The organism is Sorangium sp. So ce128 (assembly GCF_051525245.1).
Lineage (GTDB): Bacteria > Myxococcota_A > Polyangia > Polyangiales > Polyangiaceae > Sorangium > Sorangium cellulosum_B.
The window spans coordinates 9,545,268-9,560,301 of the sequence record NZ_CP150313.1; the positions used below are offsets into that span (position 1 = coordinate 9,545,268).

General features: G+C 66.4%; 10 protein-coding genes and 2 pseudogenes. 9 read left to right on the forward strand and 3 right to left on the reverse strand.

What is annotated here, in order from left to right; translation table 11 throughout:
- Positions 1-1,138 precede the first annotated feature (1,138 nt).
- Both WME82_RS36330 and WME82_RS36335 read left to right on the forward strand, forming a co-directional pair.
- The gene (locus WME82_RS36330; protein ID WP_437741077.1) at positions 1,139-2,224 is read left to right on the forward strand and encodes a hypothetical protein; all 1,086 of its coding nucleotides are present in this window, start codon (positions 1,139-1,141) and stop codon (positions 2,222-2,224) included.
- Positions 2,221-2,412: a hypothetical protein gene (locus tag WME82_RS36335; RefSeq protein ID WP_438039062.1), complete on the forward strand. Its 192-nt coding sequence runs from the start codon at positions 2,221-2,223 to the stop codon at positions 2,410-2,412. The genes WME82_RS36330 and WME82_RS36335 overlap by 4 nt, the downstream gene beginning before the upstream one ends.
- Positions 2,413-2,935: 523 nt before the next feature.
- Here WME82_RS36335 and WME82_RS36340 read toward each other — a convergent pair.
- Complete coding sequence (locus tag WME82_RS36340) at positions 2,936-3,919, reverse strand: hypothetical protein (RefSeq protein ID WP_438039063.1); 984 nt, start codon at positions 3,917-3,919, stop codon at positions 2,936-2,938.
- 1,190 nt (positions 3,920-5,109) lie between these two features.
- On the opposite strand from WME82_RS36340, the gene WME82_RS36345 reads away from it, so the two are divergent.
- From WME82_RS36345 to WME82_RS36370, 6 genes and pseudogenes are all read left to right on the forward strand, one after another.
- Positions 5,110-6,663 (forward strand): RICIN domain-containing protein, encoded by a 1,554-nt coding sequence (locus WME82_RS36345; RefSeq protein WP_438039064.1) that lies wholly within the window; start codon positions 5,110-5,112, stop codon positions 6,661-6,663.
- A gap of 387 nt (positions 6,664-7,050) precedes the next feature.
- The gene (locus tag WME82_RS36350; RefSeq protein WP_438039065.1) at positions 7,051-7,287 is read left to right on the forward strand and encodes a hypothetical protein; all 237 of its coding nucleotides are present in this window, start codon (positions 7,051-7,053) and stop codon (positions 7,285-7,287) included.
- Between the two features lie 145 nt (positions 7,288-7,432).
- Positions 7,433-8,959 carry a M1 family metallopeptidase gene (locus WME82_RS36355; protein WP_438039066.1) on the forward strand — a complete coding sequence of 509 codons (1,527 nt, stop codon included), beginning with the start codon at positions 7,433-7,435 and terminating at the stop codon, positions 8,957-8,959.
- 60 nt (positions 8,960-9,019) lie between these two features.
- Positions 9,020-9,229 carry a GNAT family N-acetyltransferase gene (locus tag WME82_RS36360; protein ID WP_438039067.1) on the forward strand — a complete coding sequence of 70 codons (210 nt, stop codon included), beginning with the start codon at positions 9,020-9,022 and terminating at the stop codon, positions 9,227-9,229.
- Positions 9,230-9,275: 46 nt separating this feature from the next.
- Entirely contained in the window at positions 9,276-9,710 is a 435-nt protein-coding gene (locus tag WME82_RS36365; protein ID WP_437741084.1) for a VOC family protein, read from the forward strand.
- A 61-nt stretch (positions 9,711-9,771) separates the two neighbouring features.
- Positions 9,772-10,002, forward strand: a pseudogene (locus WME82_RS36370) (AAA family ATPase); the annotation flags it as partial.
- Here the strand turns inward: WME82_RS36370 and WME82_RS36375 are convergent.
- The gene (locus tag WME82_RS36375) at positions 9,974-10,285 is read right to left on the reverse strand and encodes a hypothetical protein (protein ID WP_438039068.1); all 312 of its coding nucleotides are present in this window, start codon (positions 10,283-10,285) and stop codon (positions 9,974-9,976) included. The pseudogene WME82_RS36370 and the gene WME82_RS36375 sit on opposite strands and share 29 nt — an antisense overlap.
- A gap of 1,013 nt (positions 10,286-11,298) precedes the next feature.
- On the opposite strand from WME82_RS36375, the pseudogene WME82_RS36380 reads away from it, so the two are divergent.
- Positions 11,299-11,814: pseudogene (locus WME82_RS36380) on the forward strand (hypothetical protein); the annotation flags it as partial.
- A 27-nt stretch (positions 11,815-11,841) separates the two neighbouring features.
- On the opposite strand, the gene WME82_RS36385 reads toward WME82_RS36380, so the two are convergent.
- Entirely contained in the window at positions 11,842-14,919 is a 3,078-nt protein-coding gene (locus WME82_RS36385) for a DEAD/DEAH box helicase (RefSeq protein ID WP_438039069.1), read from the reverse strand.
- Positions 14,920-15,034 lie beyond the last annotated feature (115 nt).

A 15,034-nucleotide genomic window follows, 5' to 3' on the forward strand; every position in this document is an offset into this window, starting at 1 on the left:
GCCGACTCCGCCGCTCCCGCCGACTCCGCCGCTCCCGCCGACTCCGCCGCTCCCGCCGACTCCGACGCTCCCGCCGACTCCGACGCTCCCGCCGACTCCGCCGCTCCCGCCGACTCCGCCGCTCCCGCCGACTCCGCCGCTCCCGCCCGCCCCCGCGCCGCCTGCCTCGCCGCCTGCGCCTGCGGCTCCTCCGCTCCCGCCGCTCGCCTCGCTGCTGGTCCCGGCAGCTCCACCGCTCCCGCTCCGGCCGCCTGCCTCGCCGCCCGCGCCTCCTCCGCTCCCGCCGCTGCCCGCTGCCACCACGTAGTAGCTGGGCTCCAGCCCCACCAACCACCCGCACCCGCCCGCCGTGAGCGCCCACCCCGCCCACAGCCATCTCAAGCTCTTCCGCTTCGCCATGCTCTGTCCTACTGCCGCACTGCTCCCCCTGTCCACCGGCGCGCGCCTTCCGCCTCGCGCTCGGCCGCGCCGCCGAGGATCGACCTCACGGTCGATGCCAGCACGGTCCTCGGGGCCAAGGGCGTGGACCGGCCGCGGCCAAGCCCCGGCCTTGGGGAGCTCGCCGTGACCGATCCGTCGCGTCGGGCTGCGGTGGTCGCCTCGCTCGCCAGCACCCTATGCCGCGCCGTCGCCCTCGGGGACGAGGTGGCGGCCCGGGTCGTTCACGAGGCGCTCGGTCGGCGGCTCGGGCTATCGGCGATACCGGAGGTGCGAGCGCGCTCGCGCCGGTAGCACGCGCAAGGCCTACCGCCGACGGGAGGTGGTCTTCGCGGATCCGCACCACATGGCCGAGGAGCAGGCGCCGTTCCGGCCCCACGGGCCCGTCGAGTAGTGCAATCTGCTGAACCAGCTCCTGCTGTCCACGCCCCGGGAGCGCCTCGTTATCCTCCTGGCTGACGAGCGGGCGCAGGTCAGCAGGTCGCCCGGATCCCGAAGATGCCCATCGAATCCGCGTTCCCTCGGCTCCGCCTGGACCGCAAGCACCTCGCGCACGTGCTCAAGCCCTGTCGACTGCATCTTCACAAGCACGCGAGGCCCAGCGTCGTCGCCTCGACGAGCTCGCCGCGCCCTCGGGCAGACGTCTCGCGAAGCGGTCGACGCGCGCTCCCTGAGCCACGCCGAGTGCTAAGGTTAACCGGTGCTCGCCCTGGTCCTCCCCACTCTTGCTGCCCTCGTCTTCATCGTCAGCCTATTTTCTTTTTCGAGGGCCTGCGCCCAGCTCCGGCGGAGCAAACAGAAGCTAGGGGACGCGCTCCGCGCCCGCGGCCTCGCCGTTGCCGGCGAGCTCGATTTGCCGCCGTCGCAGAATCACCTCGTCGCGCTCTCCTTGACACGCTCCGACGGCGTGTCCGCGCAGACGCCGGCCGATCTCGCCATCGGCGGCACCACGCTCCTCACCGCCCCGATGCTCTTTCGTGCCGTCGTCGTGAGCGCTCCGCTCGCGGTGCCCGATCAGGTCGTCTGCGATCGCGCCCTCGCGCAGCCGGTGTTCGGGGCGTTCCCGCCGCACCCGGCGTTCACCAGCGATGCGCGCTTCGACGCGCGCTTCGGCGTGTTTCCCGCGCCGTCGTCCTCCGCGTCCGGGTCGCCGAGCTACCGCGACCAGGCTGGCCATCTCCTCGCGTGGGCCACGCCGGCCGTGCTCGCGAACCTCGATCGTTTATCCTTCGTCGCGCTCCACGTGCGCGACGGCCATGCCCGGCTCGCCTTCGCGCCCACCTCGGCCGACGGCCTCGCCGCCGCCATCTCAGTGGCCGATCAGCTCCGGGCCAACGTCGCCCACCGCTCGGTCACCACGCCCGCCGTGCCCGTCCCCGTCGGCCGGAGCGGCGCGACCCACGCCCTCGTCACGGGCCTCGCCTTCGTCCCCATCATGATGTTGACCCTCGTCATATCCGCCGCCAGCAGCAGCATGACGTTCCAAGACGCGACCGAGCGCGCCACGTTCACGCTGGGCGCGAACGAGATCGCCTGCCCCGACGGCGGCATCTACTCGGCGGGACCCGGCTACCGCAAACAGCACCGCACCCACTACTGCTACCAGCCGAACGGCCAGAAGACGCCGGCCCAAACGGGCTTGCTCTGGGTGTGGACGTGGGGCTCCTCGACTGCCCTCGGCGTGGGCTTCCTGCTCTTCGCCAGCGCGTTCCACCGCTCAAGCCGCGCGGGTAGGCTGAAGAGCGCCGCCGAGAACGTGGCGGCGCTGCCTCGACAAGTCGCTTGAGCTTCGTCGTCGCCGGCGGCGGCGTCGTTATCGGCGTGGCCGTCCCATGGTTGATCTGCAAGCTCAACCACCTGCTGCTCAAACCCACCGGGGAGGAGCCAGCGATTCAGATCCTGGCCAGCCTGCTCATTCCGTTCGCCGTATACCCCGCAGGCTGTGGAGTGAAAGCGGCCCCCTGGATGGGATGAGGCATCATAGGACCGGAGAGTGATGCCGGCAGGCAGCAGGCCTGTGCCGGGAGGCAAGCGCGGCGGCGTGCGCAGGCGACGACCCTCTCGCCGCGATGCTGCATGGCGACGCCATGGCGGAACTGCGGACGCTGGTTGTTGCTCGATCGCGCAGGCTGTTCGATGGCCATCGCGGTGGTGAGCGCCCCCGTCACGGCCGTGATGGTCGGCCCATCCCGCGGCCGTGGCTGCCGGAGTGCTCAGGCGCGTCAAGGGTGCCCGCGCCGGGGCGCGGCGACTACGCCGCCCTTGACCCGCCCTCCGCGCTCCGGCGACCGTCCCGTGCGGGCGATGGGCGAACGGAGCCTCGGCGGGGGCTCCGGGCACCCGATGGCCATCAACCAGCGCGAGCGAAAAAGGGCCCGCTTCTTTTACCTACGCGCGGCGCTCTTCATCCCGAGGAGCTTGCGACCCACTCGGGTAGTTTGGGTCGACGCAGGCGAGAAATCTGCGGCATGTCCGCCCCGCGAAACTGTCATGCCGATCAGAGGGAGATGGAGCATCCGGACGCCGCCGAAGCGCACGTGTACACGCCCGAACCTTGATGGTCCACGCACGCGCCATTCGCGCATTCGTCGCCCGTGGTGCATGTCGCGCCGTTCGGCCTCTTCGGCGCACAGACGGGTGGGTCGCTCGAGGTGTCGCAGTTGCCCTCTTTGCACTGACTGCCATTGGCGCACGGCTGCCCGTTGGCCTCGGGGTCGCTGCAGATGGTCTCACCACCCGAGTCGTTGCAGTAGCCGCTCAGGCACGCGCGGTCGCTCTCACATGCCTGGCCGTTGGGCTGCGCCGCGACGCAAAAAGAGCCACCTTTGCTCGGGCACACAAGGCCATCGCCACATTCGCGCGTGCATGGATCGCCGGACCCCGGCTTCACCACGCACGTACCGAGGTGCGCAAAGATCGCGACCTCGCAGTAGGTGTCCGCGTCTGCGCATTCCGCGGACAACGCGCAGTCGCCCCCCGTCGCGACCTTCGCGACGAACGCGCCGTCGCAGGCGCGCCACGCCCCGGAGGCTCCCATTGCCTCGAAGTCGGCGCACGACAGCGCTTGCAGATGATCGATGCAAGCGCGCGCCGGACCCTCGCGGAACTCGAGCCGCCCTGCCGCGACAGCTTCCGCCTGGAGCTCGGGGTGCGCGCCCATCGAGGATCGGAGCCGGTCCACGCACGCGTCTGCAGGCACCGTCACGCCGCAGCATGCGGTGAGGTCCGCACAGAGCGCGCCAAGGATGGCGTCATGGAAGTCGTTGACGGAGAAATCGTGAACGGGTGAATCGGTGCAGCCGATCACTGTCACGAGCGGGAGGAGCATGATGCCTGCGATCCCATGGCGGACGCGCCTAGTCGGGTCGCCATCGCGGATCTGCCGTCGAAACTCCTTGGCGTTGCGAGTGAGCTCGGCGAGGTTGCTGTAGGGGTCGTCACGTCGGGTGTTACAGGCGTCGTCGTCATAGGGGTAGAGCACAGTCCGCTCCGACGCGTTGCGGGGCAAAAAGTTTGACTTCACAGAGCAACGAGAAAAATCGCGTGTGGACGCATGCTCGCGATGGGCAACCACGGCCGGCGCCAGCGTCCGCTCCGACGCCCGGCTCCTGCTGCTGGCAAGTGCAGATCGCCGCCCGGAAGCCCGGCTGAGGCGGCCGAGGCCGCCGAGGACGAGAGGATGGTCGGTAGGAGCGTAGGAGCCTGCGCGCTCCGTGGCGGTGGCCCGGCTCCGACCTGGTCATCCAGTGCAAAACCGAGCAAGAGGCCCACGCGGCACTCGCCCGGTTGCGCGAGGAGCTGGTCGGACGCGGCCTCACGCTTCACCACGACAAGACCCGGGTGACGCATGTTCGCCGCCGTGGAGGTCTTGATTTCCTCGGCTACCACTTCGAGCAGAGTTGGAGACGACCGAAAAAGCAGGCGCACGAGAGCGCTGCTCGCCGGGTTCCAGACGCACCTCGCGAAACGCCCGTGACTTGTCACGGTGCAACCCGTGACTTGTCACGGTACAACCCGTGACAGGTAGCGGCGCATCGGTCCGCATTTCCAGCTCGGCCGTGCCTTTTCCGCACGGAGCGTGATGGCCGGACGACCCAGGCCATTGCTGAACCTGGCACGAGGCGTGCGAGGACCTCCGGGCAGCGGCCGAGGAGGACCGTCGTTCACGACAGCCGCGAGGCATCGGGCATGGGGCCTCCGGACGACGAGCGCCCCGGCAGACCTGGCAGCCAGCGCGCAGGCGACACGGCTGCCACGAGCCCGAGCCGCGCCGATCGTTTGGCTCACGGGCATCGGCAACAGAACCCGTGTGTCGATCTGCGTGCCACGAGCACCGGAGCGGAACCCAAACACATTGACCGAAGCGATATCACCAAACTGCTTTGACGACGAGCTCGGATCGGCGCTGTCGGGGAACGTGAGCGCCAAGGTATCCTACGCGCACGCCGGGAACACCTGGAGCTGCATGACAGGCTCCCCCTCGAATGGCAAATGCCAGACGAGCCGCAGCGTCTTGAGGATAGTCCGCGCAAAGCCATTCCGAGTTCTCAACAATTTTTCGCACCGAGGCGTGAGCGGCCTCCGTTGGCCGCGCCTCCACCATGCGAGGCTTCCGATCCCGCGGACGTCACCAACACCGCATTAACATAAGGTAAAATCTTCCAAGGAGTTATGATCATGCTGCATTCTATGACCTTAGCCGGGCGCCGCGGGATCCGCATCGCCCTTTCCGGCTCGTTGCTGGCCGGCGGGCTGCTGACCGGATGCCAAGTCACCGATGAAAACGGCTCCCCCGCCGGACCCGAGGACACCCTCGTTACCGCGGCCGCCATTACGAACACGGACTTCACCGACGGCAGCGGAAGAATCCGCATCCGGGTGAAGACCTGCGATCCCACCGCGGCTGCGACGACCAATTGCGCCTATTGCATCGCCGACGATGGCTGGGTCCGCATCGGGGGCGGCGCGCAGATCCTGGGGGAGAACAACCCCGGCGCCATGCTGCAGGCATCCTTTCCCAGCCCGAACTTCTTCACGGCCGCCAACTCCTTCGGCTGCACGGGCCCGGCGGGCCATTCGCCCCCGCGCCTCGGGATCGATGACAAATCGACCTGGGTGGTGAGGGCCTCCGGCGCGACCCATCAATTGCAGGCCTATGTCATCCAAATGCAGCTCGTCGATGCCACCGGTACCGCCTTCACGCCCGCGGTCACCCAAGGCGTGGACTACGTGACAAGCGCCGTCAATCCCCCGTCCAATTACACCGTCGAGACCCCGGAGTCCTGGCTTCTTGACGATTACTTCCTGATCGGCGGAGGCGCGCACGTCCTCAGCACCAACCCGGCCGACAGCATCACCGCCGCCACCGATGCGTACCTGGTGGAATCGCGGCCGGTGGACGGCCCGAACGGAAGGGCCTGGCGCGCCAGCGCCCGGGCCCGAAGCTCTCCGGCCCATGACAATCCGCTCAAGTCGTACGCGATCGGGGTGAAAGCCTGCCCTCCCCAGTGGGACAGCTGCTTCACCTATCCCATGATCAAGGAAATCACCGCGGCGGCGACCACCGGCTACGGCACCGCGACCTACACCATCAGCCCCTCCTGGGTGGGCTCGAGCGTGGGCGGCTATGCCCCCACCACGAGCTCGGGCGCGCGCTTCCTCGCCGATCTCATCCCCTTCAACGGAACCGCGAAAGGGTTCACCGTGCGCAGCAGGGATGACGGCACGGGGGGATCGGGGCAAACCTTCGGCTCCACCTTGGTGTTCGGCCATATCCACGGCTGGTATACATCCAATGCGGTGTTCTTTTCGCGCGGCGGGAATCCCGCCATCCTGAGCCGCCCCGCCGGAACGGACCCCCAGTTGCAAGCCGCCTATTCCGCCGCCGATCAACCGGCGACCCGCTGGCACCTCGAAGCCTTCGGCACGGGCGTCTTCCGGCTGCGGAACGGGAACCCCGACGGGGGCACGGAATGCGCCTACCGCGACGGTACGACTTCCAACGTGCGGGTCAAGGCCTGCGGGACCGGCAACGAATTCATGTGGTCCCTCGTCGGCGCCGCCACCGGCTCGAGCACGTTCAAACTGCAGAACGCGACCAATGGTCAATGCCTCGACGTCAACGGGAGCGCTACCCCGACCAATGTGGTCCTCAAGCCATGCGTCACCACGGGCGATCCCATCTACCAATTGTTGTACGTGGACGATTACAATTGGCCCAATTGATCCCCCTGGTGGGACGCGGAGCATCGGCCTAGATCCAATGCCGGTCAGTCAAGCTCCCGCAGCTTCAGATCGGCCGCTTTCGCGAGTCGTTGCTCGTCTTGACCTTCACGGCGCGAGGGTACGATCGCTCAGTGCGGCGTGGGGGTAGGATGAAGCGCCTCAGATCCCGGCCCAACCCCAAATCTCCTGACGCACCATCGCCGGCGTCTTGCTGCGGATTCTCTCGCGTCGGTCGAGCATGTCCGTCTTCAGCTCGTCGTAGCTCTACTGCGGGAAGTCGGCGCAGGGGGCGGACCGCCAAGACGCCAAGGGCGCCAAGAGACCAGGGAAATAGGAGGGGGAAATGCAGGGGGCCAGCGGGGGCCCGGGGCCTAGCCTCGGGGGTAGGTGCTCTGCGAGGCAGCGCTCGCCGTCGGCGCGCTTGATGGGTGGGCCGTCGATCAGAAGGGTATCTGGTCGCCCGAGTGCGTGGACGGCGCCGTCACGACCGGTGGCACGGACCGGGTGATGCGAGGCGGCGGCTGGCGCAGCGCCGCGGAGGCGCTGCACCTCTCCACCCGCGACTGCCGCGTCCCGACGAACCGCGCGGCTGGCATCGGGGTCCGGTGCGCGCGGGAGCCGTAGCGGCCGCGTGACCGCGGGTCGAGCGGCCGTCGGCCCCGGAAGAGCAGGCCGCGGCTCCGCGAGGAAGCGAGAGCCTCGGCGCACCTTTCTTCGAGCGTGGTCCGACATCGCCTAACCTGCGCCTCCCTCTTGCTGGAGCGAACGGATGCGATGCACCACCCTCTGGTTATCGATCTTGACCTCGGCGACGCTGGCGACGGTGGCCTGCGGCGATGACGACGGCGCGGGCAGCGGCGGCGCCGACGCGACCAGCAGCTCGAGCGCCGCGGGCGGCTCAGGTGTCGATGGGGGCTCAGGCGCGACCAGCAGCTCGGGGTCCGCGGGCGACGGCGCCGGCGGCTCGGGCGGCGACGGCGCCGGCGGCTCGGGCGGCGACGGCGCCGGCGGCGCGGGCGGCGACGGCGCCGGCGGCGCGGGCGGCGGGCACACGACGCCGCCGGCCGGCGAGGACTGGACGCGCGATATCCTCTCGACCGCGCTCGAGCTCGACCTCGCCAGCCTCACCGGCAGGGCGACGATCGTGCTCGCCGCGTCGGACAGCACGGCCGCGTCGTTCGAGATCGGCGACCTCGACATCGCGTCGGTCGCGGATGGGTCGGGCGCCCTCGATCACGAGGTGAGCTCCGGCAGGCTCGACGTCGGGGTGCCGTCGACCGGGGGCGACGCCACGATCATCATCGATTACACCTTCAAGCCACACGAGGACTTCGATGGGTGGATGCCCGGCTCGGGTGTCTCGTTTCTCTGGCCTTATTTCTGCGGCAACCTCTTCCCGTGCAAGTCCGATCCCGCGGACGGCGTGCGGTTCACGATGCGCGTGACCGGGGTGCCGGAGGGCATGACCGCGGTCTACCCCGAGAGCATCCCCACCGACGCGCCTTCCTACATGCCCGCGATCGCGGTCGCCGAGCTCACGCGGCTGGAGCTCGGCACCACCACCGGCGGCACCCGCGTGAGCGTGTGGCACCTTCCCGGCCAGGAGGCCGACGCGGCGGCGGGCACCGAGCACCTCGTCGGGGTGTTCGATTTCCTGGAGACCACGTACGGCCCCTACCCCTTCGGCGACAGCGTCGGGACGGTCTCGGCCAACTGGGGCGGCGGAGACCTTGGCGGCATGGAGCACCACCCGTTCTGGCACCTCTCGAGCGGCTCTCTCGACAGCGAGGAGGTCAACGCGCACGAGGCCGCGCACGGCTGGTTCGGCAACGGCGTGCGCATCGCCTGCTGGGAGGACTTCATCCTGTCCGAGGGCACCGCCACGTACATGGCGGCCCGCGCGCTCGAGGAGCTCGGGGTGGACGCGTGGGCCTCGTATGAGTGCTCGCTCAGGTCGGTCTGCGATCCGGAGGCCGGCCGTAACACCATCGCGCTGCCGGGCACCTGCAATGAGATCGACATCCTGAACGACCCGCTCTGGTCGCAAGTGCCCTACATGAAGGGGGCTTTCTTCTTCCGCGAGGTCGCGGAGACGATCGGCGTCGACGTGCTCGACCGGGCGCTCGGCGCCTTCTACACCGCCAACGTGGGGAAGGCCGCGCGCATGCAGGACCTCCTCGACGCCATCAAGGCAGCCACAGACAGCGCCGGGGCCGATGTGGTCGATGCGCTGACCACGGAGTGGCTGCGCACCCTGGAGTGCCCGGTCGACCTCGCGTCCCTCTGCCCTCCCTGACACAGCGTTTCCCGAGGAGGCCTGCGGGCGGTCGTCGCCCTGTACTGGCTGCGGATCGAGGTGCTCTGGGTCCGGGAAGACCTGCGCGGCCAGCGCATCGGCTCCCGGCTGCTGGCGGAGGCCGAACAAGCGGGCCGCGAGCTCGGCGCACGGAACGCGGCGCTGGAGACCTTCGAGCGGCAGGCGCCGGCGTTCTATGCGAAAAATGGCTACCGGGAGGCGGCACGGCTGGACGACTACTACCTGGCGGTCATGAGGAAAAGGCTGTGAGCGCGCCACCAGGCGCGATGCCGATCGAACAAGGGAAGGAACGGACATGACGCTCAAGCGGATGGACAACGTGCTCATCGTTGTCGACGACCTCGAGGCCACCAAGGCGTTCTTCATTGCACTGGGGCTGGAGCTCGAGGGCGAGACGACGGTCGAAGGGCCCGATATCGGGCGATTGATCGGGCTCCAGGACGTGCGCGCCACCCTCGCCATGCTGCGGACCCCCGATGGGCAAGGCGTCGAACTAGACAAGTTCCACACGCCCGCCGCGATCCGGTTCGGGCCCGTGGATGCACCCGTGAACGCGTTCGGCCTGCGTCGCATCATGTTCGCCGTCGACGACATCGACGCCATGCTTGCGCGGTTGCGTGCGCACGGGGCGGAGGTCATCGGCGAGATGCGGTACGGTGCCTCTTACCGGCTCGCCTACATCCGCGGGCCCGAGGGGATCATCGTGGCGCTCGCCGAGCAGCTTGGCTGAGCACCGTGCAGTGGCCTTCGCCACCATCGGGTGAACGCTTCATGGCAGTCGCCACGCACGCATGATCGACACCCAGTACGTCACCCGCCTGGGCCTCAAGCCCGACCTCGACCCCGCCACGTGGGCGGCGTACCCCTTCACCCTGCCAGCGGTCCGTGACCTGGCCGATCCCCTGAAGCTGCACCCCAAGGTCACCTTCTTCATCGGCGAGAACGGCTCCGGCAAGTCGACCGTGCTGGAGGCGCTGGCCGTGTCGGTGGGCTTCAACCCCGAGGGCGGCACGCGCAACTTCCTTCCTCGTACGGCGAGAGCAGGCGGTCACGGATGAGCGCGTGCGTCTCGTCCTTGTCGTCGTCGTACTCGGCGTGGACCTGGACCATGACCATGCCATTGGCCTCGTGCCGCGCCTCCACTGCCCTCATCGCCGGATCGGCGCTCTTCGCCTCGGTGACGCCGAGCTTCTGGCCATAGAGCTCGATCCAGCTCCGCAGGCGACCCGCCTCGGCCGAGAGCCCGAGACGCTCGACCGCCGCCTTGACGTCCTTGCGCTCGGGCGCCTCGACCATCGCGCTCACGCGCACCCATTGCTGGGATCCATTGCTGGGAATGGACGAGCCGAACGAACTCGATGCACCGCAGGCTGTGGAGTGAAAGCGGCCCCCTGATGGGATGAGGCAGCCCGAGCGGCGCCTGGACCCATGATGCCGACCGCACCGACCCGAGCCTCTGCTCGACGCGTTCGCGCGGCGGGGCCTGCGAAGACAGCCCGCAGCACGGTGGAGATCGGCCCATCGGCAGCCGAGGGTGCTGGAGTGCTCGGAGGCGTCAAGGTTCGCGAGCGGAGCTCGCCGGCTCCGCGGCCCTTGACTCCCCCTGCGCGCTCCAGCCGGATCAAGCTGCGGGGCTCGTTATCAACCGGTGTTTCTGGCGGGACGATTCCGCGAGGGCGAACCGTCGCGATCCGTCGCATCCCCGGGGATTTGGGGAGGGCGTGACGACGGATCGCAGCCCCTCGGAAGGCGTGGGCCCAACCCGGGCCCAAGCGTCAAGCCCCGGGCTTGGGGAGCTCGCCGTGACCGATCCGTCGCGTCGGGCTGCGGTGGTCGCCTCGCTCGCCAGCACCCTATGCCGCGCCGTCGCCCTCGGGGATGAGGTGGCGGCCCGGGTCGTTCATGAGGCGATCGGTCGGCTGCTCGGACTGCCGGTGGCACCAGAGGGGTGATCAAGCCTGGGCCGATCGTGGAACCCGCCGCTCGCGTGAACTCGCGGCCGGAGCCGTGCCGCTCGCCAGCGCCCGCGGGCTTTGCTGAGAGCGCCCGCGCGCAGTAGTTGCGTGCCTAAGCGCCCGAGACGTGGGCGCGAGCGTCGCTCCCGCCTCCGGCCGCCAGCGGCGCCGACGCGCCCTGAACGACGCAAAGCACGTCTTCGGCACCGAGGGCCGGGGGAGAACACCTCGCCGACCCTCTCGTGTTGTCCGCACGGGTCCCCTCGGACCGCGCGTAGGCGCCGCCCCGCACCCAGCATCGTCGACCCCGGCGAGAGCCGCAAGGGGCCGTTGCCCATGGCGATGGTCGGGCGCTTACGCCGCGGCATGCCGGGCCAAGGCGGCGGGGGCGGCGGGCTCGCCGTATGCGGCGTGGCCTCCAAGCGAGGCGCCGGCGGCGGCTCGGGCAGCGCAGGGGGCTGCGGTGGCCGAGGGGGCGAGAACGGCCAGCCGACCATCGGCATCGTTGCGCTTCACGCCAAACTGACGGTGCGCGATAGTGTGATCAAGACGCTCGGCGCGGGGCCGAGTGGTGACGGCGGGCCACCCGAGGAAGGCGGCGACGGAGGCCAAGGCGCACCGGGCGGGGCTTTGGGAGACGGCACCTGGTCCTGTGGCGGCGGTAACGGCGGCCGAGGTGGCGATGGCGGCTGCGGCGGCCCCGGGCGCGGCGGCGACTCGATCGGCATCGCCTACCTCGACGAGTTCCAGTTCACGCTGGAGGGCGTCACGCATGAGCTGGGATCGCCGGGCACGGCCGGAACCAGCTGGGATTGGGCTGGCAACGAGATCCGAGCGGAGGACGGCATCGCCGCCAAGACGCTTCGGTTTCCCGAATAGCTCGATATAAGCTTGCTACCAAGTCGCTCACTCATCAAAGTCCGCCACCAAGAGCCGCTCATCGCTGAGGCTTTCATCCGTCACTTCTTGCGCCAAAAGAGCTTGTACCTCTCGGAGAGCTCGAACTCGGCTTTCATCACGAAGCAGCTCAGCGATATACTCATCACTTGCCTTGCCAATGCCATCCGCATTAATGAGGCCGGCTGCTACGAGGCGTAGATAGTCACCTCTAGTCAATCGGCGCCCCATAGCACGCGCCAGAGGCACGGCGCGCCTTGGGACACCTATTTCCAATTGCACAGCCAGACGATCGGCACGGGCGCCCAATAGCTCTTTCGGGTCACCAATGATGATGCTCACGATCTTTGCAATCGGACCAAGCACGTCCCGTGCCCGTTCAGCTACGGCACGAATTGGTCCGCCGTAATCTCCGGGGTAATGTTGAGCGAGCGCTGCCTCAATCTGTTGCATCTCAGTTCCCGCAACCCAGTAGGCCGTTGCAGCGAACTTCTTTGCACGATGCGCCGCCTGCGATCCACTTAGGATCGCCGCAACAACATAGGGAATGTGAACCCGCGAACGCAGCGTAGACTCCCAACGCGACTTCTCCTTATGGGATTTCTTGTGTGTCGGAAAGTAGACGTCGTCGAGTTCGCACGTCAGATGCGCGAGAGAAAGAAGAAGCCATTCATCGATCCTATCTGAAGATAGCCCTTGCACCGCTTCTACCACTCGAAGAACCGACTCGACCGCGATCCCTGACTCACCAGCCACGCGTCCAAGCTCGGTAAGTCCAAAACATCCGTCCTTATGAGAAATAAGGCCGTGCGTTCGCAGCCGTTCGAAGGCGCCTCGGTATGCTGCTGTATCCAGCCCGCGCACGCCAGGCCGCTGTGCTCTTTGATGTGCACCAAAGCTGCTTTCCAAGAAACCAACGATCTGTTCTTCGGTCATGTGCGACACACGAGACACATCAGCCGTTGCCAAAACCCGGAGAATCAATATTAATGGATCAGCATCGAGAAATCTGGATGCAAGCGGTTCCGGCCGGCCTTGGATATAGTCGTGCCAAAACTTCCACTCTTCTGCGGCAGATATGCATACGAGATATGACTTTCCCGCCGAGGCAAATCCGTACCGCCCAGCGCGACCAACCATGTTCTTGTACTCGGCAACGGTGTAAGGTGTGCCACCAGGATGCTCCAGACCTCGGATAATGACAGACGAAGCCGGCGTATTGACACCCATGGCGATTGTCGTCGTTCCCACGAGAACATGGATGCCCTCTCCTTCTCTGAAAGCCGTTTCAATAACCCGACGTTCTTCTCGATCCAAATCTGCATTGTGAAAGGCGACACCTTCCGCAAGTCGACTTCTTAGCTCCGAAGAAGAGCGCGACAGATCCCCTTCCGGAAGCTTGGCAATGACCGATTCTGCGGGTGGGAGGCTGAGTTCACGTCCGAGGTACGCTGCCACCTTCCTGGTTTCAGGCTTCGTTTCGCGGAATATGATCACGGACTCTTCGTCTTCTACCAACTTGCGAGTCAGCGGAACGATATAGTCTTGGCCCGTGCCCTTTCGGAACTCTGGAATGATGCATGGCACCACGCTTTCATTGCCGCCTTCATCCAGAAAGCGGAATGACCCGTCAGCCCGAAGGATACCCTCTTTAAGTGGCACTGGACGCTTCTCGGAGCGAAGCAAGCTCGCCGTGAGCCACCGCTCCAGACCGTTCGTGTCGCCAATAACCGCCGACAGAAGAACGATCTGTGGTCGGACACCCTCACGGCGCCGATACTTAAGCAACGTCAATAGGAATTCGAGGTTTGCGCCACGAGTCGGGTCAGCAAGCATCTGGACTTCGTCAACGACCACAGTCCCTACCCCGCGAAGAACATGTGCGTAGGCAATGAGAATCGCAGCTGCTTTCTCGTAGGTCATCAAACAGATGTCGTACTTGCCCCGAAGCAGGCTTGGAACGTCGTCCTGCAGCTCGCCCGTGGTTCGCACGATACGAATGCCCAGGGTGCCGTACTTCCTCGAAAATTCGTCATACTTGTCGTTTACGAGAGCCCGCATCGGCAAAAGAAAGAGGGTCCTTTTGCGGTCCGCATAAGCCCGTAGAGCCGCAAGCTCTCCCACCATGGTCTTGCCGCTCGACGTCGGGGCTGAAACGACGATGCTCCTCCCTGCAAGAATGCCGTGGTGATTGACCGCTGACTGTTGAAGTTCGTTTAAGGTAGGAATTGATGACCGCCATGCATTGAGTACAAAACTCGGAATGCCGTGAGCGGCCAGATCTTCCACATTCTCTGTAACCGGCGACGCGACACGCTCAGGGAATCGGCGACTGTACTCGCGACCAGCAACGAACACCGGTAAGAGAAGTTCGCCATCGACTCGCCCCCGAAACGTAGGCCTCTGGTCATGGCCCACCGAAGCAGCTTCATCGGTGACTTTCCGAGAGACATAATGCAGGAGTTTGTACAGATGAATGCGCCCTTCGCTTACCACCTCAGGCGCGCCGCGAAGTGCTTCCATGAGAAACCATGTCAGCAGACCGTGACCGAGTGCTGGGTCTTCGATTGCCTCTTGATTGGGATCGGATGCCGTCAGGATAAGACGGCCCTCGTTGGCAATAGCTGCCAGCGCTTGCTCTGGACCGTGAATGGAACGTGCCGGCATCGCATGATGAAATACCCTAGCTCCTGCACCGCCACTGAAGCAGCAATCGAGCACCAAGATCAAGTTGCGAGCAGGAATCCTTGAAAACAGTACGACCAATTCGTCCAGTGCAATCGATGTGTTGGCGAGATCGTTCGGATCGGCATCATGTGTAACAAGATAGTGATCATCGGAACCGTGACCGGAAAAAGAGATAAAGACGGCATCGCTCTCGCTGACTTCGGTAAGCCGTGTCGTGAGCTGCTCGATAATAGCTGCTCGTGTGGCAGCTTCATCAGCGAGTAGAACCGCGTGCTCGCCTCCCAGCGTATCGCCAAAGAGAGAAAAGAGCGCCTGTGCATCACGCGCTGCACAGGTTAGCTCGTTCACCAGTGGCGAAGCGAAACGATCGATACCGATGAAGAGCCCGTGAAACCTCATACACGACACCTTACCGCATCGTGGTTCGCTATACCAGCGAGTAAAATCCTCGTCTGGTGTCTCGGTGGCCTGACTCGGACCACAGTCGATGGCGGCGAGCTGCTCCACGACCTCT